The organism is Mycetocola reblochoni REB411, from assembly GCF_900163835.1.
Classification (GTDB): Bacteria; Actinomycetota; Actinomycetes; order Actinomycetales; family Microbacteriaceae; genus Mycetocola_B; species Mycetocola_B reblochoni.
This window is the reverse complement of sequence record NZ_FUKR01000028.1, coordinates 12,414-33,616: the sequence shown is the minus strand read 5'-3', so window position 1 is coordinate 33,616 and position 21,203 is coordinate 12,414. Positions and strand designations below refer to the sequence as shown.

17 protein-coding genes and 1 pseudogene are annotated in these 21,203 nt (G+C 72.7%); 9 read left to right on the top strand and 9 right to left on the bottom strand.

Annotated elements, in window-relative coordinates; genetic code table 11:
* Nucleotides 1-187: 187 nt before the first annotated feature.
* Entirely contained in the window at nt 188-1,030 is an 843-nt protein-coding gene (locus FM119_RS04865) for a serine hydrolase (RefSeq protein ID WP_245827270.1), read from the top strand.
* A gap of 13 nt (nt 1,031-1,043) precedes the next feature.
* Here the strand turns inward: FM119_RS04865 and FM119_RS04860 are convergent, their stop codons facing one another.
* The 6 genes from FM119_RS04860 to FM119_RS04835 form a co-directional block, all read right to left on the bottom strand.
* Complete coding sequence (locus tag FM119_RS04860) at nt 1,044-2,327, bottom strand: N-acetylglucosamine-6-phosphate deacetylase (protein ID WP_087136562.1); 1,284 nt, start codon at nt 2,325-2,327, stop codon at nt 1,044-1,046.
* Nucleotides 2,324-3,094, bottom strand: a complete 771-nt coding sequence (locus FM119_RS04855; protein ID WP_087136561.1) for a glucosamine-6-phosphate deaminase — start codon at nt 3,092-3,094, stop codon at nt 2,324-2,326. Before FM119_RS04855 ends, FM119_RS04860 begins: the two co-directional genes overlap by 4 nt.
* Before the next feature lie 123 nt (nt 3,095-3,217).
* Nucleotides 3,218-4,135: an ROK family protein gene (locus tag FM119_RS04850; RefSeq protein WP_087136560.1), complete on the bottom strand. Its 918-nt coding sequence runs from the start codon at nt 4,133-4,135 to the stop codon at nt 3,218-3,220.
* The gene (locus tag FM119_RS04845; protein WP_143822632.1) at nt 4,132-5,346 is read right to left on the bottom strand and encodes a GDSL-type esterase/lipase family protein; all 1,215 of its coding nucleotides are present in this window, start codon (nt 5,344-5,346) and stop codon (nt 4,132-4,134) included. Before FM119_RS04845 ends, FM119_RS04850 begins: the two co-directional genes overlap by 4 nt.
* Nucleotides 5,343-7,577, bottom strand: coding sequence for a glycoside hydrolase family 3 C-terminal domain-containing protein (locus FM119_RS04840; RefSeq protein WP_087136558.1), 2,235 nt, complete (start codon nt 7,575-7,577; stop codon nt 5,343-5,345). Before FM119_RS04840 ends, FM119_RS04845 begins: the two co-directional genes overlap by 4 nt.
* Nucleotides 7,578-7,580: 3 nt before the next feature.
* A complete protein-coding gene (locus FM119_RS04835) occupies nt 7,581-8,252 on the bottom strand; it encodes a TetR/AcrR family transcriptional regulator (RefSeq protein ID WP_087136557.1) in 672 nt (223 codons plus the stop codon).
* Between the two features lie 162 nt (nt 8,253-8,414).
* Between FM119_RS04835 and FM119_RS04830 the strand changes: the two genes are divergently transcribed.
* The 7 genes and pseudogenes from FM119_RS04830 (at nt 8,415) to FM119_RS04805 (ending at nt 15,655) form a co-directional block, all read left to right on the top strand.
* Nucleotides 8,415-9,941 carry an ABC transporter substrate-binding protein gene (locus FM119_RS04830; RefSeq protein ID WP_087136556.1) on the top strand — a complete coding sequence of 509 codons (1,527 nt, stop codon included), beginning with the start codon at nt 8,415-8,417 and terminating at the stop codon, nt 9,939-9,941.
* A gap of 60 nt (nt 9,942-10,001) precedes the next feature.
* Nucleotides 10,002-10,946, top strand: a complete 945-nt coding sequence (locus FM119_RS04825) for an ABC transporter permease (protein ID WP_087136555.1) — start codon at nt 10,002-10,004, stop codon at nt 10,944-10,946.
* Nucleotides 10,943-11,071, top strand: a pseudogene (locus FM119_RS14375) (hypothetical protein); the annotation flags it as partial. The gene FM119_RS04825 and the pseudogene FM119_RS14375, both read left to right, overlap by 4 nt.
* Before the next feature lie 118 nt (nt 11,072-11,189).
* Nucleotides 11,190-12,716, top strand: a complete 1,527-nt coding sequence (locus tag FM119_RS04820; RefSeq protein WP_245827268.1) for a dipeptide/oligopeptide/nickel ABC transporter permease/ATP-binding protein — start codon at nt 11,190-11,192, stop codon at nt 12,714-12,716.
* Nucleotides 12,713-13,552 carry an ATP-binding cassette domain-containing protein gene (locus FM119_RS04815; protein ID WP_087136554.1) on the top strand — a complete coding sequence of 280 codons (840 nt, stop codon included), beginning with the start codon at nt 12,713-12,715 and terminating at the stop codon, nt 13,550-13,552. Before FM119_RS04820 ends, FM119_RS04815 begins: the two co-directional genes overlap by 4 nt.
* Nucleotides 13,549-15,126, top strand: coding sequence for a family 20 glycosylhydrolase (locus FM119_RS04810; protein ID WP_087136553.1), 1,578 nt, complete (start codon nt 13,549-13,551; stop codon nt 15,124-15,126). Before FM119_RS04815 ends, FM119_RS04810 begins: the two co-directional genes overlap by 4 nt.
* A 76-nt stretch (nt 15,127-15,202) precedes the next feature.
* Complete coding sequence (locus FM119_RS04805) at nt 15,203-15,655, top strand: VOC family protein (protein WP_087136552.1); 453 nt, start codon at nt 15,203-15,205, stop codon at nt 15,653-15,655.
* A gap of 98 nt (nt 15,656-15,753) precedes the next feature.
* On the opposite strand, the gene FM119_RS04800 is transcribed toward FM119_RS04805, so the two are convergent.
* From FM119_RS04800 to FM119_RS04790, 3 genes are all read right to left on the bottom strand, one after another.
* Nucleotides 15,754-17,991: a SpaA isopeptide-forming pilin-related protein gene (locus FM119_RS04800; RefSeq protein WP_087136551.1), complete on the bottom strand. Its 2,238-nt coding sequence runs from the start codon at nt 17,989-17,991 to the stop codon at nt 15,754-15,756.
* A gap of 150 nt (nt 17,992-18,141) precedes the next feature.
* On the bottom strand, nt 18,142-18,903 hold the full coding sequence (locus tag FM119_RS04795) for a DUF4232 domain-containing protein (protein ID WP_087136550.1): 762 nt from the start codon (nt 18,901-18,903) through the stop codon (nt 18,142-18,144).
* An 88-nt stretch (nt 18,904-18,991) separates the two neighbouring features.
* Nucleotides 18,992-20,290: a condensation domain-containing protein gene (locus FM119_RS04790; RefSeq protein WP_087136549.1), complete on the bottom strand. Its 1,299-nt coding sequence runs from the start codon at nt 20,288-20,290 to the stop codon at nt 18,992-18,994.
* Nucleotides 20,291-20,339: 49 nt separating this feature from the next.
* On the opposite strand from FM119_RS04790, the gene FM119_RS04785 reads away from it, so the two are divergent.
* A complete protein-coding gene (locus tag FM119_RS04785) occupies nt 20,340-21,152 on the top strand; it encodes an alpha/beta fold hydrolase (RefSeq protein ID WP_087136571.1) in 813 nt (270 codons plus the stop codon).
* The last annotated feature ends 51 nt before the right edge of the window (nt 21,153-21,203 follow it).

Here is a 21,203-nt window from a genome sequence, read left to right as displayed (position 1 = left end):
CGGGGTCCGACCGCCCCTGACATCCCCCACTCCACGAGTGTCCATCGGGTCGGACCCGACGTCTCAGGACGGGCAGCACGCCCGGACGGGAACGGTCGCAGGGGAAGCCCGCAGGGAAGCAGGAGGGTGCGTGTCCGCAACGCAGAACACCGGGAGACGGTCACGGCCGCGTCGACGCCCACGGCACGTGTCGCCCGCATCGGCGGACAGCTTCACGACCGGCCTCAAGGCACTCGAGTTCCTCGCGCACAACGGCGTCAAGGTCTCCGCCAGGATCGACGACATCTCCTCCGGCCAGAGTCTGCTCGCCGTCGACGACTACATCGTCATGCCGACGGCCTCCGTCGGCAAGGTGCTGCTGCTCATCGACGTCGCCGCGCACCTCCAGGACAGCTCCTTCCCCGCGCTCCAGGTGCTCGAGCGCACCGCGCAGGACGAGGTCGCCGAGGCGGGGCTCTGGCAGCACCTCCAGGTCCCCGCCCTGCCGATCTCCGACGTCGCCGCCCTCGTCGCGGCGACGAGCGACACCGTCGCGACCAACGTCCTGGTCAGGGCCGTCGGCCTCGACTCGGTCAGGCGCAGGACCGAGGCGATCGGCCTTCGTCGGACGGCGATGCTCGACCGGGTGCGCGCCACGCGCGGACCCGACGACGCCCCCCACGTCTCGCTCGGCTCCATGCGCGAGCTGTCCTGGCTGTTCGGCTCGCTCGTCAGGGGTGAGATCGTCGACCAGGCCACCAGCGGGCTCGTCACCGAGTGGCTGAGCGGCAACATGGACCTCTCCCTCGTCGCCTCGGCGTTCGGCATGGACCCGCTCGCCCACAGGGACGGGCGCCACGGGCTCCACCTGATCAACAAGACCGGTGCCGACAGCAGCATCCGCGTCGAGGCCGGGGTCCTGCGCGGGCCGCGCGCGGGCGTCAGCTACGCGGTCGCGGCGAGCTTCGCCGACAGCGACCTGCGCTCCCGCCTCGCCGTCGTCGACGCACTCCGGACCGTCGGCGAGGACATCCTGGAGTACGTCGTCTGAGCGCCGGACCGCCTCACGTCGTCAGCGGGGAGACGACGGGCACCCCGTCACGGTAGACGCCGACGACCTGCCAGCCGGCGTCGACGAGCACGAGGTCGGCGACGAAGCCGGGGCCCAGCATGCCGAAGCTCGCGTCTCTGCCGAGCACGCGCGCGGGTGTCGCGGTGAGGGAGCCGACCATCTCCGCCACCGGTACGCCCATCGCCAGACCGGTGCGCAGCGCGGCGTCCATCGTCAGCGTCGACCCGGCCAGCGTCGTCGTCCCCGCCAGCGTGGCGACCCCGTCGGCGACGGTGACGTCGAGGTCCCCGAGGCGGTAGCGGCCGTCCGGTGCTCCTGCTGCGGCCATCGCATCGGTGACGGCGGCGACGCGACCGGGTGCGACGGCGTACAGCAGCCGGACCGCCGCGGGATGCACGTGGTGGCCGTCCACGATGACCTCGAGGGTGATGCCGCCGGACTCCACGGCCGCGAGGATCGGACCGGGCTCGCGGTGACCGATCCCCGGCATGGCGTTGAAGGTGTGCGTCAGATGCCTGGCGCCCGCGGCGATGGCGGCACGTGCCTGAGCGTCGTCGCACTCCGTGTGCCCGATCGCGACGACGCTGCCCGCCGAGGCGAACGCGGCGATAGCGGCTCCGGCACCCGGGAGCTCGGGGGCGATCGTGATCATCGCCGGCTCCGCCCCCCGCGGAAGGAGCGCGGCGACGTCCGCACGACGGGGCGCGACGAGGGCGGACTCGTCGTGCGCGCCCTTCCGCGCGGGCGCGAGGAAGGGACCCTCCAGGTGGACGCCCCACAGGCCGGGGGTGCGGGCGGCCAGTGCGCTCGCCGACTCCAGCCGCTCCCTCAGCACCGGGACGGGGGCCGCCACGAGGCTGGCGAGTGCCCGGGTCGTGCCGTGGAGGGCATGGGCGTCCAGGGCGGCGAGGATGCCGGCGGGGCCGTCCTCGTTGCCGTGCCCGCCGCCGCCGTGCTGGTGCAGGTCGATGAAGCCGGGGGTGACGGTCAGCCCCGAGCCGTCGAGGACGGTGGGACCGCCGTCGTGACCGGCCCGGCCGCCCACGCCGCCCATGCTGAACCCCGCCGCCGGGTGGTCGCCGCGCGCCGTGCCGTCGTCGCCCGCCACACCGCCACCGCCCGCCATGCGGGTCGAGGGCGCCAGGTGGGCGCGCCAGCCGTCGCCGACACCCGTCGCCGCGATCACGCCGTCGACGCAGCTCAGCCAGGCGTCCTCGCGCGTCCCCCCGGCGTCGACGGCCGTGACCGAGTGCAGCAGAAGCCGTCGGTCGCTCATCGCTGCCAGTCCGGGCGGTTCGCGTACGCGAAGCGGTAGTAGTCGGCGTTCGTCAATCGTGCGGCGGCGGCCTCGTCGACGATGACGGTGGCGTTCGGGTGCATCTGCAGCACGCTTCCGGGGCACATGCTCGTGACCGGGCCCTCGACGGCGGCCGCGACGGCCTCCGACTTGGCGTCACCCCACGCGACGAGCAGCACCTCCCTGGCGTCCATGATCGTGCCGAGGCCCTGCGTCACGCAGTGCACAGGAACATCCTTCTGCTCGGCGAAGAAGCGGGCATTGTCGCTGCGGGTCTGCGGGGTGAGCGTCTTCACCCTCGTTCGGGACGCGAGCGAGGACCCCGGCTCGTTGAACCCGATGTGACCGGTCGCTCCGATCCCGAGGATCTGCACGTCCACGCCGCCGCAGGCGCGGATGAGGCCCTCGTAGCGCTCGCCGGCCGTCGGCAGCCCGCCGACGTCGCCGTCGGGGACGTGGACGGCGGAGGGGTCGAGGCCGAGAGGGACGGTCACCTCACGGTCGATGACGCTGTGGTAGCTCTCGGGGTGGTCCGGGTCGATGCCGACGTACTCGTCGAGGGCGATGGCGGTCACCCCGGACAGCCGGCCCGCGGCCCGCTCCGCCAGGGACCGGTAGACGGGGACCGGCGACGAGCCCGTGGCCACGCCGAGAACCCGGAGCTCGCCGGCATCCGCTCGCCGCAGGATGAGGTCGGCCGCGGCGTCGCCGAGGGCCTCGGGGGTGGGGACGATGATGATCTGCATGCTCTGCCTTCTCTGGGATCGGGGCGGCGTGGTGGGCTGTCGGGAGGGGGCGTCGTGGGGTGGTCTGGCGTGGGAGGTCCTAGCCGTGCGGCGGTCCGTCGTGGGGTGCTCCGTCGGGGGTGGTCAGGGGGCGCGCTGCCCGTCTCCGATCGCGGCAGCTGCCAGGGCGACGGCACCGGTCAGGCCGGCCTCCTGGCCGAGGACGGCGAGCTCGAGCCTCGGTGCGTCCCGCCACGGCAGCAGCTCGGCGAGTCGCCGGTCGACCGGTTCCCGCAACGCCTCGCCCGCGGCCGACAGCCCTCCGCCGAGGACGACGAGACCGGGGTCGGTGAGGGCGACGGCACCCGCGATGCCCCGCGCCAGCGCGTCGCAGGCCGAGTCCCACACAGCGGCGGCGCGTGAGTCGCCCGCGGCAACTGCGGCGACGACGTCCGCCGCGTCGTGCGCGCGCCCGCCGGCCGAGCGGAATCGCCTGACCACGCTGCGGGCGGAGGCGTAGGCCTCGACGCAGCCGGACGACCCGCACGCGCAGGGCTCGCCTCCGGGGATGACCGGTGCGTGGCCGAGCTCTCCCGCCGCGCCGCTGTCGCCGCCGAGCAGCACGCCGTCGCGCACCAGCGCTCCGGAGACACCCGTCCCGAGCGGTACGACAAGCACCCCGCCGCGGTGGCCGCGCGCCGCGCTCTCCGCGAGCGCCGTCGCGGCGGCGTCGTTGGAGACGGAGATGCGGTCCACGCCGGTGCTCGCGCGCAGCAGGGCCGCCAGCGGATGGTCCCGCCAGCCGAGGTTCGCCGCGCGCCGCACGACGCCCGCGGACACGTGCCCTGGCACGCCCAGGCCGATCGCTCGCGGCTTCCCCGTGTCCGGGGGGAGAAAGGCGCGCAGCTCCGCGATCAACCGGTCGAGCGTGCGCTGGGGGTCGAGCTCCGCGGAGGTCGGCAGCCGGTGGCGGGCGAGCTCCGTGCCGGTCGTGGTGACCGCCGACGCGCGCATGCTCGTCCCGCCGACGTCGACGCCGATGAGGTAGCCGGTCGCGCTCATCGGCTCGCCCCGTCCCCGCCGTCGTCACCGTCGCCGTCCCCGCCGTCGCCGGCGGCACCGGCACCGTCGCGTCCGGTGCCGTCGACCGTGGGCGAGGGAACGGCCAGCCGCTGCCTGGCTGCGCGCAGCAGGGGGACAGCGCGGTCGGCCATCAGACGGCTGCCGGCCCGGTCGGGGTGCAGCCGGTCGTAGAGGGTCGCGACATCGTCCTCGCCGAGGAGCCGGCGCCTGTCGATCACATCGAGCGCGGGATCCGTCCGGCGTCGCCCGGCGACGACGTCCTCGACGATCTCCCTCGTGCGGCGGAGGGTCAGCGCCCCCGCATCGTCCTCGACCCGGCGCTCGGCCGCGCCGAAGCCGCCCGCGCGCGGGACCACCGGGCCGGGGGTCTCCTCGTGGATGGGGCAGCTGACCGCCGTGATCATCAGCACGGGGGTGGTCGGCATCGCCTCGCGGACGGTGTCGAGGAAGGAATGCAGCGCCGGACGGACGGCACGCTCGCGCATGCTGTCGGCGTTCACCAGGTTGATGCCCACCTTGAGCGTGACGAGGTCGGCGGGCAGGGTGCGAAGGTGCCGGGCGACGAAGCCGTCCAGCTGCGCGTTGCCGGCGAAGGCGAGGCTGTGCAGCTGCCAGTCGAGTGCGCGTGCGGCGCGGATAGGCCAGGCGTCGGCGTCGCTGGCCAGGTACGCGCCGTGGCTGATCGAGCTGCCGTAGTGCACCCACAGCGGGCGGTGATCCGGCGCGGCGGTGAGCGGCCCGTCGGCCGACACGGAGACAAGCTCGACACCGACACCGTGTGGCAGGTGCAGCTCGACGGGCGTGTCGGAGCCGTCGTGCTCGATCTCGATCGTCGCGACCCCGCCCCTGATGTCGGCCGGCGCCTCGGCCGAGACCGCGACGCCGAGCGGAACCGCATGCTCGTGCTCGCCCGACCCGCTGCTGCTGCGCACCGGAGTGCTCGGCACACCTGTCGCGCCGGCGATCCCCGAGGTGACCAGTCGCACCCTCACCCGCCGCGCCGGCGTCGTCAGCCGCAGCCTGACCGCCATCGGCGCGAGCTCCGCGGCGCGGAACAGCGGCGAGTCGTGCTGGGCCCTCGCCCACGCGGGCAGCCGGTGGACGCGCCAGCCGCCGAAGGAGCCCGGCTCCAGCTCGGCCGCACCGTGCAGCAGGGGCAGGATTCCGGTGGCGGAGGCGACGACGGTCACGGCTGCTCGCCGTGCCGTTCGCCGTCGGCCGCCGCCTCCGCGCACATCCGTTCGATGCGCGCGGAGTCCAGGCCGATGCCGAACGTCGTCAGCTTGGCGATCGGCAGCTGCTTGAGCATGACGATCATCTCCGGTGCCGTGGCCCCGAACCGCGTGTCCACGCCGTCGATGAACCACTGGATCTGCTCCCTGCCGTAGGGGTGGTCCAGCCATTCCCCCACGGTGGACATGCCGTTCAGCCGTGTGACGACGCCATCGCCCTCGCTCGTGATCGTCGTCGCCAGCCGGACGTCCCTACTGTGCGCCGCGAGCTCGACCGTGTAGCGGCCCTTCTCGACGCGCCAGGCGCCGTCCCTGACACTCCAGTGGCTGAGGTCGCGCTCGGTGACGGGCAGCTCGACCCGGGCCGACTCGCCCGGCTCGAGGTCGACCTTGGCGAAGCCGCGGAGCTCGTGCACGGGACGGTCGGGCCGATCCTGCTCGACGCCGATGTACAGCTGCACGGTCTCCGCACCGCGTCGCTCGCCGACGTTGGTGACGGTCGCCGCGACGGTCCAGGAGTTCCGCCCGGTGGCGGTGACCTCCAGCTCGCTGTACTCGAAGCGGGTGTAGCTGAGGCCGAAACCGAAGGGGTACGCGACGGGGAGCCGCCGCGTGTCGTAGTGGCGGTAGCCGACGTAGACGCTCTCGCCGTAGACGACGACGCCGTCGCGGCCGGGGAAGGACAGGTGGCTGGGGGTGTCGGCCAGGTCGAGCGGGATCGTCTCGGCGAGCTTCCCGCTCGGCGACACCGTTCCGAGCAGGACGTCGGCGATGGCGAGTCCTCCCGCCTGGCCGAGCAGCCAGGCCTCGAGGATCGCGTCGGCGTGGTGCTCCCACGAGGCGACGTCGACGACCGCGCCGTTGGACAGCACGACGACGACGGGGGTCGTGGTGGCTGCCGCCCGCTCCAGCAGATGAAGCTGCTCGGCGGGAAGCGCGATCGTGGTCCGGTCGAAGCCCTCGGACTCGGTGCCGTCGGGCAGTCCGAGGAAGAGCACGGCCACGTCGGCGGCCTCGACGGCGGCGACCGCCTCGTCGGCCGCGCCGGCGGGGGTGTCCCCGTCGAGCGCGAATCCGGGGGAGAAGCTCAGGCCGTCCGCGCCGAGCCCGAGCGCGTCGGTAAGCGCGTCCAGCGCCGAGTGCATGCGCGTCGGCACGACCCTGCTCGATCCGCCGCCCTGATACCGCGGCGTGCGGGCGAACTCGCCGACGACGGCGATGCGGGGCGTGGCCGCGGCGTCCAGCGGCAGGACGTCCGCGTTCTTCAGCAGCACGATGGACTCCTGCGCGGCGGAGCGGGCGAGGTCGTCGTGCGCGTCGGCGTCGTAGCCGGTCAGCGGCGGGCGCTCGGTGCGCTCGGCCAGCAGGCGCAGCCGGTCGACGGCCCGGTCGAGCACGGCCTCGTCGAGCTCGCCCGTCCGCACGGCGTCGACGATGAGCTGGTCGGTGCCGGTGGGCGGCATCTCCAGCTCGAGCCCGGCGGCCAGGGCTGCGACGCGGTCGTTGACCGCCCCCCAGTCGGACATGACCAGCCCGTCGAAGCCCCACTCCTCGCGCAGCAGCTCCGTGAGGAGCCAGTGGTTCTCGCTCGCGTAGACGCCGTTGATCCGGTTGTACGAGCTCATGAAGGCCCAGGGGCTCGCCACGGTGACCACCCGCTCGAACGCGGAGAGGTAGATCTCGCGGAGCGCCCGCTCGTCGACCTCGGCGCTCACGCGCAGCCGGTCGGTCTCCTGGTTGTTCACGGCGAAGTGCTTGGGCGTCGCGGCCACGCCCATCGACTGGATGCCGGTCACCATGGCGGCGGCGAGCTCCCCCGACACCCGCGGGTCCTCGGAGAAGTACTCGAAGTTCCGCCCGCCGAGGGGGGAGCGCTTGATGTTGAGGCCGGGGCCGAGCAGGATCCGGATCTCTGTGGCCCTGGCCTCGGTCCCGAGGGCGACGCCGACGCGCTCGACGAGCCCGGTGTTCCAGCTGGAGGCCAGGCCGGCGGCGGGGGGAAAGCAGGTCGCCGGGACGCTGTTGCCGATGCCGAGCGCGTCGCCGCCGTCCTGCAGCTGCTGGCGCAGCCCGTGGGGGCCGTCGGTCATCATCATCACGGGGATGTCGTCGAGGGACTCCGAGTGCCAGGTGTCGCGGCCCGAGGTCAGGGCCGCCTTCTGCTCGAGGCTCGGCCGGGGTGTCGTCATGTCTCAGGCTCCATCGGTGGTCGGGGCATCACCGCTGGTCGCGTGCGCGACGTCGCGCGGACGGACGGTGATGCCGAGGGTGTTCAGCGACGCGATCACGTCGGGGATCATGGTGTGCTCGTCCGGCTCGTACAGGGCGTGCAGCTGCAGGCCGTCGAGGAGCGCGAGCAGTTGCCTCGCGGCCTGGGCCGGGGCGATCGGGGGCGGGTCGGCCTGCTCGGCGAAGGCGTCCTCGAAGGCGTCGGCCAGGTAGCTCTGCAGGTAGCGGAAGCGGGCGACGAAGTGGTCGTGCGCGGGGTGGTCGGGGCGGACGGCCTCGCCGGACAGGGTGGCGTAGAGACTGGAGCCGCCGGGGGCGGCGACGTTGCGCTCGACGATGCTGACCAGCCAGGCGAAGCGCTCGGCGACGGGGGCCGAGCGGTCGGGCATCTGCGCGCGGTCGCGGCGGTCCCTGTAGCTGAGGACCTGGGCGAGCAGGTCCTTCTTGCCGTCGAAGTGGTGGAGCAGGCCGGCGTGGGTCATGCCCGCCTGCGTGGCGATGTCGCGGAGCGAGACGGCGTTGAAGCCGGACGTCGCGAAGGTCTCGAGGGCGAGTTCGACGATGCGCTGCTTGGTGCGCTCGCCCTTGCTCAGGCGTTCCCGCTGTGCCGGGCGACCCTCTGGTGACGTGGTCATCGTGCTCCGTTCTGGCCTGTCGGGACGGGGAAGTGGTGGCGTTCCGTGCCCGTCGCACAAAAACCTACCACCTGGTAGATCTCCTGTGTATGATCGCCGTACGCCTTGAGCTGAGGCGGGATCCACACTCTGCAATCACTTTCCAAAGACGAGGTGCCATTGATGAAGCGAACCCGTATTCTCCCCGCAGGCGCAGCCGTCGTCGCGGCGTCCCTGCTGCTGTCAGGCTGCGGAGGGACCGGAGCCGACACGGCCTCGGACACGCTGAACATCGCGACCATGACCGTCCCGAGCAGCCTCGACCCGGTCGACGCGACCGGAAGCGCGCTGCCCTACTTCCAGGCCGTGTACGACACGCTCATCAAGCGTGCTCCCGACGGCAGCTACGAGCCGATGCTCGCCACCGAGTGGAGCTACAACGACGACAGGACCGTCCTCTCGCTCACCCTCCGCGACGACGTCGCCTTCGCTGACGGCACCGCGCTGGACGCCGACGCCGTCACGGCGAACCTGCTCCGGTTCAGGGACGGCGGAGGCACGGACTCGGCCAACCTCGCCGGGGTCACCGACGTGACCGCGGTCGACGCCACCCACGTCGACATCGTCATGGACGCGCCCAACCCGGGCCTGGAGTTCTACCTGTCCGACTCGGCCGGCCTGATGGCCAACCCCGCCGGCTTCGAGGACGAGGACGCGCTCAAGACCACCCCCGACGGCACCGGACCGTACCGCCTCGACGCCGACGGCACCGTCATCGGCACCAAGTGGGTGTTCGACAAGAACGACGAGTACTGGGACAGCGAGCTCCCCTTCGACACCGTGACGATCAGCGCCTTCGACAACGAGAACGCGATCGTCAACGGCCTGAAGACAGGGCAGATCGACACCGCGCTGCTGCAGAGCGTCGACCAGCAGATCGCCGCCGAGGCCGACACGGCACTCACCAGCACGCCGACGTCCTTCGACTTCCAGGGCCTCTTCCTGTTCGACAGGGACGGAGCCGTCACGCCGGAGCTCGGTGACGTCCGCGTCCGCCAGGCGATCAACTACGCGCTGGACCGGCAGACGATGCTCGACCAGATCATGCAGGGCAGGGGCGCGGTCACCAGCCAGGTGTTCGGCGTCAACGCCCCCGGCTACGAGGAGAGCCTTGACGAGGCCTACCCCCACGACCCCGCGAAGGCCAAGGAGCTGCTCGCCGAGGCTGGCTACGCCGACGGCATCTCCCTCACGCTGCCGCGCATGGCCGCGATCGTCAGCGACCCGCTCGCCAGCGCCATCCAGACGAGCCTGGCCGAGGCCGGCATCGAGCTCACCTGGGAGGACCTGGACCAGGCGACCGCGCTGCAGCGCATCTTCAGTGACAGGGAGTTCTCCGGCACGGTGCTCAACATCGGCCAGTCCTCGAACGACTGGATCGTCATCCAGTCGCTCATCCTGCCGGGGACGTTCAACATGTTCGGCAGCACCGACCCCGAGGTGCAGTCGCTCGTCGAGTCCATCCGCTCCGCCTCGGCGGACGACGCCGTCACCGACGTCAGGGCACTCAACGAGCACATCGTCGAGGAGGCCTGGTTCGCGCCGTTCTACCGCGTCGAGCACCAGCTCGTCACCGACGCCGGCGTGACCGCCGAACCCCAGTCGGGCCTCGCCGTCCCGTCGATCTACAACTACGCACCAGCGAAGTAACCCCTCCGCCGCCGCGAGCGCCAGCCCGCGGCGGCGGGGCCGTCCCCGGAGTCGTACCCCATGCTCACCTTCATCGCGAGACGCATCATCGCGGGAGTGTTCCTGCTCTTCGTGATCTCCGCGCTCAGCTACGTCCTGCTCTCGCTTCCCGGCGCCGACGTCGGCCGTTCCCTCCTCGGCCAGAGCGCCTCCGCCGAGGCGGTCGCGGCCAAGAACCAGCAGCTCGGCCTCGACCGGCCCGTCATCGTCCAGTACGGCGACTGGCTGCTGCACGCGCTCAGGGGCGACTTCGGCTCCTCCTGGTTCACCAGCGAGAACGTCCTCACCTCGATCAGCAACCGCCTGCCGGTGACGATCAGCGTCATGGCCGGCGTCACGATCGTCACCGCGGTGCTGTCGTTCCTCCTCGGCATCTGGGCTGCGGTGCGCGGCGGGTGGATCGACCGGGCCGTGCAGATCGTCAGCGTCGTGGGCTACGCGCTGCCCGGCTTCCTCATCACCCTCATCCTCGTCATCGTCTTCGCCGTCCAGCTGCGCTGGTTCCCCGCGATCGGCTACATCGACGCGAGCGTGTCGCTCTCCGGCTGGCTGTCGACCATCACCCTGCCGATCATCGCGCTGTCCATCCCCGCGATCGCCGGAGTCGTCCAGCAGGTGCGCGGCTCCGTCAAGGACGTGCTCAACCGCGACTACGTCCGCACGCTGCGGGCACGCGGGCTCGGACCCAACCGCATCCTGTTCCGGCACGTGATGCGCAACGCCTCCGCGCCGGCCCTCACCGTGCTCGGCATGCAGTTCGTCGGGCTGCTCGGCGGCGCGGTCATCGTCGAGCAGATCTTCGGCCTCCCCGGGATCGGCAGCATGACGGTCAGCTACACCACCCGCGGCGACATCCCCATCATCATGGGCCTGATCATGTTCACCGTCGTCGGCGTCATCCTCATCAACCTGCTGATCGACGTCGTCATCGGTTGGCTCAACCCGAAGGCGAGGATCGCATCATGAGCGAGACGCTGATCGAGACCATCGAGGCGGATGCGCCGCCCGCGCGACGGAAGGGCATCGGACGTGCCCTGCTGCGCAAGCCGATGGGGCTGATCGCGGGCGCCGTGCTCGTCCTCGTCGTCCTCGTCGCGCTCCTGGCGCCGTGGCTCGCGCCGCACGACCCCTCCGCCGCGAACCTCGTCGATGCCTTCGGCCCCGCCCGCGAGGGACACCCGCTCGGCTTCGACTCCGCGGGGGAGGGACGTGTTCAGCCGACTGCTGTACGGCGCGCAGAACACCCTCGGCGGTGCGGTCATCGCGCTCGCCGTCGCCCTGGTCATCGGCATCCCCACCGGCCTGCTCGCCGGTTACTACGGCTCCTGGTTCGACAGCGTGAGCAGCTGGGTCGTGAACCTCGTCATGGCGCTGCCGGCGATGGTCGTGCTGCTGGCGTCCAGGGCGATCCTCGGGAACACGGTCTGGGTCCTCATGATCGTCATGGGCGTGCTCGTCGCGCCGAGCTTCTTCCGGCTCGTGCGCGGCATCGTCGTCACCGTCAGGAACGAGCTCTACGTCGACGCCGCCCGCGTCTCCGGCCTGCGCGACTGGCGGATCATCGGCCGGCACATCCTCATCGTCGTCCGGGGACCGATCATCGTGCAGATCTCGCTCGTCGCCGGCGTCGCCATCGGCCTGCAGGCGGGCCTGGAGTTCCTCGGCATCGGGAGCGGGAGCACACCGACCTGGGGCGCCGCGCTCAACGAGGCGTTCCAGAACATCCAGAGGGCGCCCGTGCTCATGGTGTGGCCGGGTGTGGCGCTCGGCGTCACCAGTGCGGCGCTCGTGCTGTTCGGCAGCTCCGTGCGCGACATCCTCGAGGAGGGGGCCGGTGAGCCGCCCCGTGCGGTCGCCCTGCCGGCCGAGGCGCCCCGAGACGCGGACTCCGCCCCGCGCGGCACGCTGCTGAGCGTGCGCGACCTCGCCGTGGCGTACGCCCGCGACGGCGGCGGGGAGAAGGAGGTCGTCCACGGCGTCTCCCTCGACATCGATACCGGCCGGATCCTCGGCCTGGTGGGGGAGTCGGGCTCCGGCAAGAGCCAGACGGCGTTCTCCGTCCTCGGCATCCTCCCGCAGGGCGGCCGCGTCTCGCGCGGCTCCATCACCGTGGGTGGGACCGAGATCGTGGGGCTGCCGGAGAAGCGCCACCGCGGACTGCGCGGCCGGACGATCGCCTACATCCCTCAGGAGCCGATGAGCAACCTCGACCCCTCCTTCACGATCGGCAGTCAGCTGGTCGAGCCGATGCGGGTCACGCTCGGGCTGGGCGCCGCAGAGGCCAGGACGAAGGCCATCGAGCTGCTGCGCATGGTCGAGATCGCCGACCCGGAGCGGACCTTCCGCTCCTACCCGCACCAGATCTCCGGCGGGATGGCCCAACGCGTGCTCATCGCCGGCGCGATGAGCTGCGACCCGGAGCTGGTCATCGCCGACGAGCCGACGACGGCGCTCGACGTGACCGTGCAGGCGGAGGTGCTCAACCTGCTCCGGCGGCTGCAGAGCGAGCGCGGGATGGGCGTTCTCCTGGTCACCCACAACCTCGGGGTCGTCGCCGACATCTGCGACACGGTCGCGGTCATGGAGCACGGCCGGATCGTCGAGACCGGCACGGTGGCGCAGGTGCTCACCGCCCCCTCCCACCCCTACACCCAGCGCCTGCTCGCCTCGGTGCTGGACGAGAGCGACGTCCGCCCGCCGTGGCGGGACCCGAGCACGGAGGTCACCCCCGCATGAACGCCACACCCCTCATCGAGCTCGACGACGTCCGCGTCGCCTTCACCGGCGGCGGGCTCAGGCGGACGAAGACGGAGGTCCTGCACGGCGTCTCCCTCGACATCCGCCCCGGCGAGACGCACGGCCTCGTCGGCGAGTCCGGCTCGGGCAAGACCACGATCGGCCGGGCGATCCTCGGCCTCGTGCCGCTGGAGTCGGGCTCCATCCGCTTCCGCGGCGAGCGGATCGACGGTCTGCGCGGGACACGGCGTCGGGCACTGGCGACGCAGGTGCAGGTCGTGTTCCAGGACCCGTACACCTCGCTGAACCCCTCGCTGACCATCGGCGACACCCTCGCGGAGCCGCTCAGGGCGCAGGGGATGGGTCTGGCGGACGCGCGCAGGCGCATCCGGGAGCTGCTCGACGCAGTCGCCCTGCCGTCGGGAGCCGCCGACCGGCTGCCGCGGGAGTTCTCGGGAGGTCAGCGGCAGCGGGTCGCCATCGCGCGGGCGCTGGCCATCCGACCGGCGCTGATCGTCTGCGACGAGGCGGTCTCGGCGCTCGACCTGACGACGCAGCGGACGGTGCTGGAGCTGCTGCTGTCCATCCAGAAGGAGACGGGCGTGTCCTACCTGTTCATCTCCCACGACCTGTCCGTCGTCCGGCACATGAGCCACCGGGTCTCGGTCATCTATCGCGGCGACATCGTCGAGTCCGGTGACGCGGCCGTGGTGACGTCCGCGCCCAGCCACCCGTACAGTCGCAAGCTGCTGCTCTCCGCGCCGGTCGTCGACCCCGCCGCGCAGGCCGAGCGGAGGCGGCAGTTCGAGAGCGAGTTCGCGGGAGCGCGACGATGAGCGCGGCGATCAGCCCCCGCCCGCGCCACGTCGCGGCCGCCGACGGCGCGCTGCGGCTGACCGGACCCCTGACGGTGCGCGCACCGGAGCGGCTCGACTGGGCGGCCGCCGACGTCGCGGCCTTCGCCCAGGCGACCGCGGGCGTCGAGCTGCGCTGGGTCGACGGCGACGGCGACGGCGACGGCGAGCCCGACGTCGTGCTCGAGCTGGTCGACGGGGGCGACCCCTCGCTCGGCCCCGCGGCGAGCGGGGTCGAGCCGCGGGCGGATGCCTCGGCCGACGAGCGCTCGGTGGTGGTGGTCGCGCCCGCGGGCGCGCGGATCCTGGCCGCGCACGCGGAGGGGCTGTTCCGCGGCCTGACCACCCTTCTGCAGCTCCGGCTGGCCCACGGCGAGGAGGGGATCCCCGCGCAGACCGTCACCGACGGCCCGGTCTACCGCTGGCGTGGGCTGTCCTTCGACGCGGTCCGCTGCTGGTACGAGATCGAGGTGCTCGAGCGGCTCGTCGACCTGCTCGCGTGGCACAAGCTCAGCGTGCTGCACCTGCACCTCAGCGACGTGCAGGCCTGGCGGCTGCCGATCCCCGGCTGGCCGCGGCTGACCGAGGGCGGCGCGCACTACGGCACCGCCCAGGTGGAGGCGCTGATCGACTACGCGGCTCGCCGCTTCGTGACCGTCGTCCTCGAGATCGACATGCCCGGACACACGCACTGCGCCGTCGCCGCGTACCCGGAGCTCAGCGGGGGGCGCACCGCGGTCCACCCCTTCGCGAGCTTCCTCGACCCGGACGCCGAGCCGGTCCGTGCGCTCCGGCGCGACGTCGTGGCCGAGCTGGTCCGGCTCTCGCCCGGGCCGTTCGTCCACGTGGGGGGTGACGAGGCGTTCGGCATGCCGGGTGAGCTGTATCGGCGCTTCGTCGCGGACGCCATCGCCGAGGTGCACGCCGCGGGCCGGAGGGTGATCGGCTGGCAGGAGACGACCCGCTCCGCCGCGCTGACCCCCGACGACGCCGTGCAGCTCTGGATCTCCCCCGGCGACGGGGTGGACGCCGAGGCGATGAAGGCCACCACCCCGGCGGAGTTCCACCCGCTCGTCGAGCTCGTCGCCGAGAGCTTCCTCGAGGCTCCCGGCGACGTCGGACGGGCCGCGGAGTCGGCCGTCCCCCTGATCGTGTCGCCGACCGCGCCGCTCTACCTCGACCGCAAGTACGCCGAGGCGAGCATCGTCCCGGAGCAGAACGACCGGCTCGCGCGGCTGGGCTTCCCCAACTACGAGCCCGCCCCGTCGACCGCGCTGTGCGGGTGGGATCCGGCGGTGCAGAAGGACGTCGTGGCCGCGGGCGCTGTGGTCGCCGGGGTGGAGGCGGCGATCTGGGCGGAGACGATCGACGACGTGGCGGGGCTGTCGCTGCTCCTGCTGCCGCGGCTCGCGCTCGTGGCCGACATCGCATGGGGGTCGCCCGCTGACGGCGGTGTCGAGCACGCCGGACGGTTCGATACCCATGCCCGCGTGTGGTCCGCGCTCGGGTTCGGCGACTACTTCCGCTCGGTGCTGTTCTTCAGCCCTGAGCCCTGAGCCCTGAGCCCTGAGCCCTGAGCCCCGGGTCCGCCGGCTTGCCCTGTCACCGGTGTCAGGCCCGTAGCCTGCGGGAATGGAACCGATCACACCCCCCGTTGCATCGTCCGATCCCCCTGCCGCGTCGGCGGCGGCGCCACGCGTGCGTCAGCTGCGCCTCGTTGTCAGGGCGGACGACTACGACCGCGCTGTCGCCTTCTACCGCGATGTCCTCGGCATGCCCGAGCGGGCGGCCTTCGGCGGGACGGGCGATGCCCGCGTGACGATCCTCGACGCAGGCAGGGCGACGCTCGAGATCGCCAATCCGGCCCAGGCCGAGATGATCGATTGCGTGGAGACGGACGGCCACCGCGCCCCTGCGCTCCGGGTGGCGTTCGAGGTCGCGGACACGGCGACGGCGACCGGCGAGCTCGCCGCGGCCGGTGCCGAGGTCATCGCCTCGCCGCGCGAGACGCCGTGGCGGTCCCTGAACTCCCGGCTCGCCGCGCCGGCCGGGCTGGAGATCACCCTGTTTCAGGAGCTCGACTGAGCCGATTATCTTCGCGGGTTCCGCGAGGACGATCGGTCGCTCGTCCGGAGCGACCGAGGGGCCCGGGCACCGTGTGGTGCCGGGCCCCTCGCTCGTCATCAGCCGTTGCGTCGGCGGCTGGCTCCGATCAGGCCGGCGGCGATGAGCATCGCGCCGAGGGCGGCGGCGAGCCCGATGTTCGCGTCGGCACCGGTCGCCGCGAGTCCCGGTCCGGGGGTCGGCGTCGCGGATGCGCCCGGCTTCGGCGTTCCGGTGGGGCTCGGCGTGTCCGTCGGCGTCGGCGTGTCCGTCGGCGTCGGCGTCGGCGTCGGCGTGGGCGTGTCCGTCGGCGTCGGGGTCGGCGTGGGCGTCGGGGTCGGCGTGGGGATCGCGGTGTTCTCCACGGCTCCGAGGTCGACGTCGAGCGCTTCGCCCGTGATGGTCACCGGGAGGCCCGTGGCGATCGGCTCGTATCCCTCCGGCGCCTTCGTCTCCGTCAGCGTGTAGTCGCCCCAGGCGAGCCCGGTGAGACCGAGCGCACCGTCTGCGGGGTTGGTGTCGGTGTCGTCGTTGTCCGTGATGGCCACGGTCGTCGAGTCCGATCCCTCCGGCCCGACGAGGGACCACTCAGATCCGGCGAGCGCGTCGCCCGTCGCACCGTCGGTCTTCGCCCAGCTCAGCGATCCGAGGCGCTTCTGGTTGACGAGCGGCGACTCCAGGCTCACCTCCCGCGTCGACTCGTCGATCGTCGGGAACGCGGTGGTTCCCGCGGCCAGCTCGTAGCCGGCGGGGGCCGCGGTCTCGCTCACGGTGTAGTCGCCGCCCGGCAGGCCGGAGACGGTCAGCGCACCGGCAGCGGGGTCCTCGTCCAGGCCCGAGTATCCGGCCTGCCCGGTGTTGTCGACGACCGACTCCGCGTAGCCGTTCGGGCCGGCGAGGGCCCACGTGGTCGGGGCGACGACGTCACCGAACTGGTCGACCTTCGTCCACGACGCGCTGCCGGTGTACAGCGGTGCGATCGCGTTCGAGTTGTCGCTGACCGGCGTGTTGTCCGTCACGGTGGTGCCGGCGACGGAGGCGGCGTTGTCGAGGTCCTTCGAGGCGACGAGCTTGCCGTCCTCGGTGAGGTCGGCCGCGGTGACCGTGTGCGAGCCGTGGCACGTCATCGAGTCCGCCGCGTCGAGCGTCGTCGCCGGGCAGGTGATCGTCATGTCGCCGAAGGTGTCGTCGGTCACGACGATGTCCTTGAGGGCATCGCTTCCCGGGTTGGTGACGGTGAAGCTGTACGGGATCACGTCGCCGACGGTGAACGCCGTTTTCGTGGTCCCGGTCTGGTCGGTCCGGTCGACCGCCTTGACGAGGCTGATGTCGCCGAGCGTGTCGACGGTCTCCACCTTGAGCGTGCGGACGAGGTGGGCCTCGTGGCCGCCGCCGGTCGACGAGGAGAAGCCCATCTTGACCAGGGCGGGCAGCGCGCTCTGCAGCTTCGTGTCGATGACGGTCGAGCCGTTGATCGACACCGTGACCTCGGCGAAGGGGTCCGCATCCGTCGTCGGCGAGACGCGGATGTTCACCAGGCGCCAGCCGGACTGCGAGGCCTCGTCGCCGACGGGGACGTTCTCCGGCGCGCCGGTGCGCAGCGGCTGCCCGCCGACGCTCGCCGCCGAGCCGTCGGCGTTGGTGGCGATGCAGTAGTCGGCCGCCGCGCCGTCGCGGAGCACGACCGCGTTGGACGCGCCGCCGTGCTCGGTGGTGCAGGCGGTGCCGACGTACGGCTGACGCGAGAAGTTGCCGTACACGTCGAGCCCGACGCCGAGCGCGGCGTTCGCCAGGCCGGGCTGGTCCTCGATCGAGGCGTAGCCGAGCGCCCCGCCGTAACCGTCCCCTGTCGGGCCGGGGGTGTTCAGCGTGTGGGAGCCGTCGGTGAGGAAGAAGCCGATGCCGTCGGCGGGACCGAGGCCGGTGCTCGAGGTGGCGAACTGGAACTGGTAGAAGGAGATGTCCAGCCCCGCGCGGCTCGGGACGGCCCGGTTGAACAGGACGTTGCTGGTGCGCCCGCCGGAGTTGTCGGTCAGCTGCAGGTAGCCGCCGGGCTTGCCGGTGAGGTAGTCCGTGTCCTTCGTGCGGGAGCACGAGGCGAGGTTCGAGGCGCCGGAGGGCGCCGAGGATCCGGCCGCGGCGGCGGTCAGGCAGGCGTCTCCGATGCCGATCCAGCGGCTGTCCGCCACGGAGTCGGCCGCGAAGCTCTCGTCGACGAGCACCGAGCCGCTGTCGGCCAGGGCTGCCTGGGGCACGACCAGGCTCCCGGCGATGAGGACGGCGGCCGCGGCGATGGCTGCGGAGGCAGGACGGATCACATTCGCTCCTAGCGCGAGGGGGAAGGGGGCGGAAGATCGAGCATGCGTCACATCCGCAGAATCGATCGTACGCTCAGCGGCCGGGCCTCGCGATTCACTCACACCCCCCGTTTGGGGGTCGGCTAGTGGGTCGCCGTCGCGTCGGAGCGGTCAGCCCGCGGCGACGGGCTCGGCGCTGAGCACGCTTCGTCCCGCGTCGGCGCAGGCCGTCACGCGGTGGGCGACGAAGGCGCCGGAGCTGCTCCCCGGGGGGAACACGAGCACGCCGTCGCCGGAGACGGGCGTGCACGGGCGGTCGTCCGAGCTGACGGTGAGCACCGATGTCGCGACGTCCCCCGGCTGCAGGCGCACGACGCTCCCGCCGCCGGACGCGCTGGAGGTCCGCCCCTGCTGTCGGCCGTCGCCGGCCGAGACCACGGCCGCCTCGGGGGCTCCGCTGAGCGTGCACTCGGTGGCGGAGCTGTTCGCGAACACGACGGTCAGTCGGCCCTCATCCACCGTCGCCTGGCCGCCGTCGACCGTGACGGTGAGCTGGTCGAGTGTGCAGCTCGTCGGTTCGGTCGACGGTCGGCTCTGCATGCCGGAGGGGGAGGACGCCGCGGTGGTCGAGGTGTCCTGTGCGCCGCCCGCGGGGGAGTCCGCGCCGTCCGTTGGCGCGGTGGAGGGGGGAGCGGTGGGGCCCGACTCCGGCGTGGTCGCGTGCTCGTCCTCGTCAGGGGCGGTGTCCGAGGGTGCGGACGTCGAAGACGGCGAGTCGCCGGAGTCGGGGGTCGGGGTGCCCGTCGCCGTCGCCGAGCCCGTGCCGGCCACGGACCCGTCGGCCGTGCTCCCGCTGGTGGCGCTGCACCCGCTGAGGACGATCAGTCCGAGCACGGCGCAGCCCACCAGCGGCGTGAACACGTGTCGGGGCATACGTCCATGGTGCGCTCGCCGAGGTCCGCTCGGCCAGGCGGCTGAGGCCACTTGCAGGCAACGGACAGTCCGCGCGGAGGTCCCGCGGTCAGCTCGCCGCCGGTTCTGCCGCGGCCCGGAACTCGTCGAGGAGCGCGGCGATCCAGCCGCCGACGTTCGCCCTCGCCTCGGCCGTGTCCGGGTAGCGGCAGCGCAGGTGCAGGCCGGTGTCGTTGATGATGAACCAGATCATCACGCCCGTCGTCCTGATCGACGCCGAGACGGACGACAGCTCGGGGATGTCCGGCCCGGGCGGGAGCCGCCGACCGTCCAGCCAGGACAGGGCGAACATCCCCGGCCCCTCCGGCATGCCTCCGTACGGGGCCATGATCGGCGCCAAAGGGTGCGAGCCCAGGGCGATCGCGTCCCTCACCGCGCGGGCGCACGCCGCGGGGCTCGGCTCGGTGCACTCGATCACCGAGTTGGTGATGAACCAGCCGACGGCGTCGCGCCACCGCTCCTCGGAGCGGCTGTGCACGGGGAACACCGCGCGCAGCGGGCCGCCGCCGAGGCGCTGGGTCACCGCGGTCATGATCGCCAGCGCCGTCGAGATCGGCCGTACGCCCGATCGGGCCGACGCCGCCTCGAACAGGGCCGTGCCCCGCGCGTCGAGGACGTCGTGCACCTCGACCACCTCCGGCCGGGGCTCGCTGACGTCGCCGAGGTCGAAGGGGAAGACCGGCATCGACCCGTCGCCGGCGGCGAGGATCTCCCCCCAGCGGCGGGTGATGCCCGGCGGCGCGGGCGGCAGGGCCTCCAGCACCGCGGTGTGCGCGGCGAAGGCCGCGACGGGCGGCAGCTCGCCGTCCGTTTCGATGGCCTGGAGGAGGTCCCTGGCGAGCACGAGCATGGACCACATGTCCACGTGCGCGTGGTCGCTGGCGATGATCGCCACCGGGCGCCGGTCGGGCTCGCCCGGGCCAGGGGTGAGCACGCAGAGGCGGTGCGCCGGGGCGGAGAACGGTCTGCAGCTGCGGTCGAGCACCTCGCGGAGCACGTCGCGCGGGTGCTGGCCGGCCGCCGCGTCGTGATCCACCCAGCCGTCCGCGACGACCTCGGCGCTCCGCAGTGCGAGGCCCCCGGTGCCGTCGTCGGCGAACACCGAGCTGAGGCTGCCGTGGCGGCGCACGACACGCAGCCAGGCGTCCGCCAGGCGCGCGTCGTCGACCCCGGTCGGCAGCCGGAACGTGACGGCCATCCACGACCCTGGCCGGTCGCCGCGCTCGACGTGCCGGCGCTGGTCGAAGGAGATCGGCAGCGGGCGACCCGGCCCGTCCGTGATCCGCGTCGACAGGCTGCGCAGCTGGCCGAGGGGGAGGGCCAGGCGTGCGACGTTCGTTAACCGCATCGCCGTAGTCTAGGTCTCGAATGATTCGTCAATGTGAACGGTGATCGACATGCCCTCCCTCCCGATCGGCGGCGCCCGCATCTCCTACGAGATCGACGGTGACACCGGCCCCCTGGTCGTCCAGCTGCACGGGCTGACCTCGAGCCGCGAGCGCGACGCCCTGCTGGGACTGGACATGGGCAGGGCGCTGCGCGGCCACCGCGTGCTCCGCGTCGACGCGAGGGGTCACGGCCAGTCGACGGGCACCCCGCGCGAGGCGGACTACGGCTGGGACGCGCTGGCCCGCGACCTGCTCGCCCTGCTCGACGACGTCGCCCCGGGCGAGCGCGTCCACGGCGTCGGCCCGTCGATGGGGACGGGGACGCTGCTGCATGCCGCCGTCGCCGACCCCGCCCGCTTCGCCAGTCTCACCCTGGTCACGCCCCCGACGGCGTGGAAGCGCCGCAGGGGCCAGCGCGACGTGTACCGCGCGCACGCCGAGCTCGTCGAGGCGCAGGGATCGGCCGCGCTCCGCGTCGCCGACCGGGCGGCGCCGGTCCCTCCCGCCATGGCGTTCGCGCCCGACACGGTGCTCTCGATCCCCGAGCCGCTGCTGCCCACCGTGCTCCGCGGAGCCGCCGCGACCGACCTGCCGCGCAAGTCGCAGATCCGCGGCATCACCGTTCCGACGCTCATCCTGGCCTGGACGAAGGACCGCACCCACCCGATGAAGACGGCCAGGCGCCTCGCCGAACTGGTCGAGGACAGCACGCTCGTCGTCGCCAGGACCCCCTACGGCGTGATGGCGTGGCCGGCGCTGTTCGCGGAGCACGTCACGATGAGCGAGGCGCGCGCTGCCGACACCGCAGCTCGGATCGGCTGAGAGGTTCCCGTTCGTCCCGTCCTCACGGATGCCGCGGCGAGGACCGGGGCA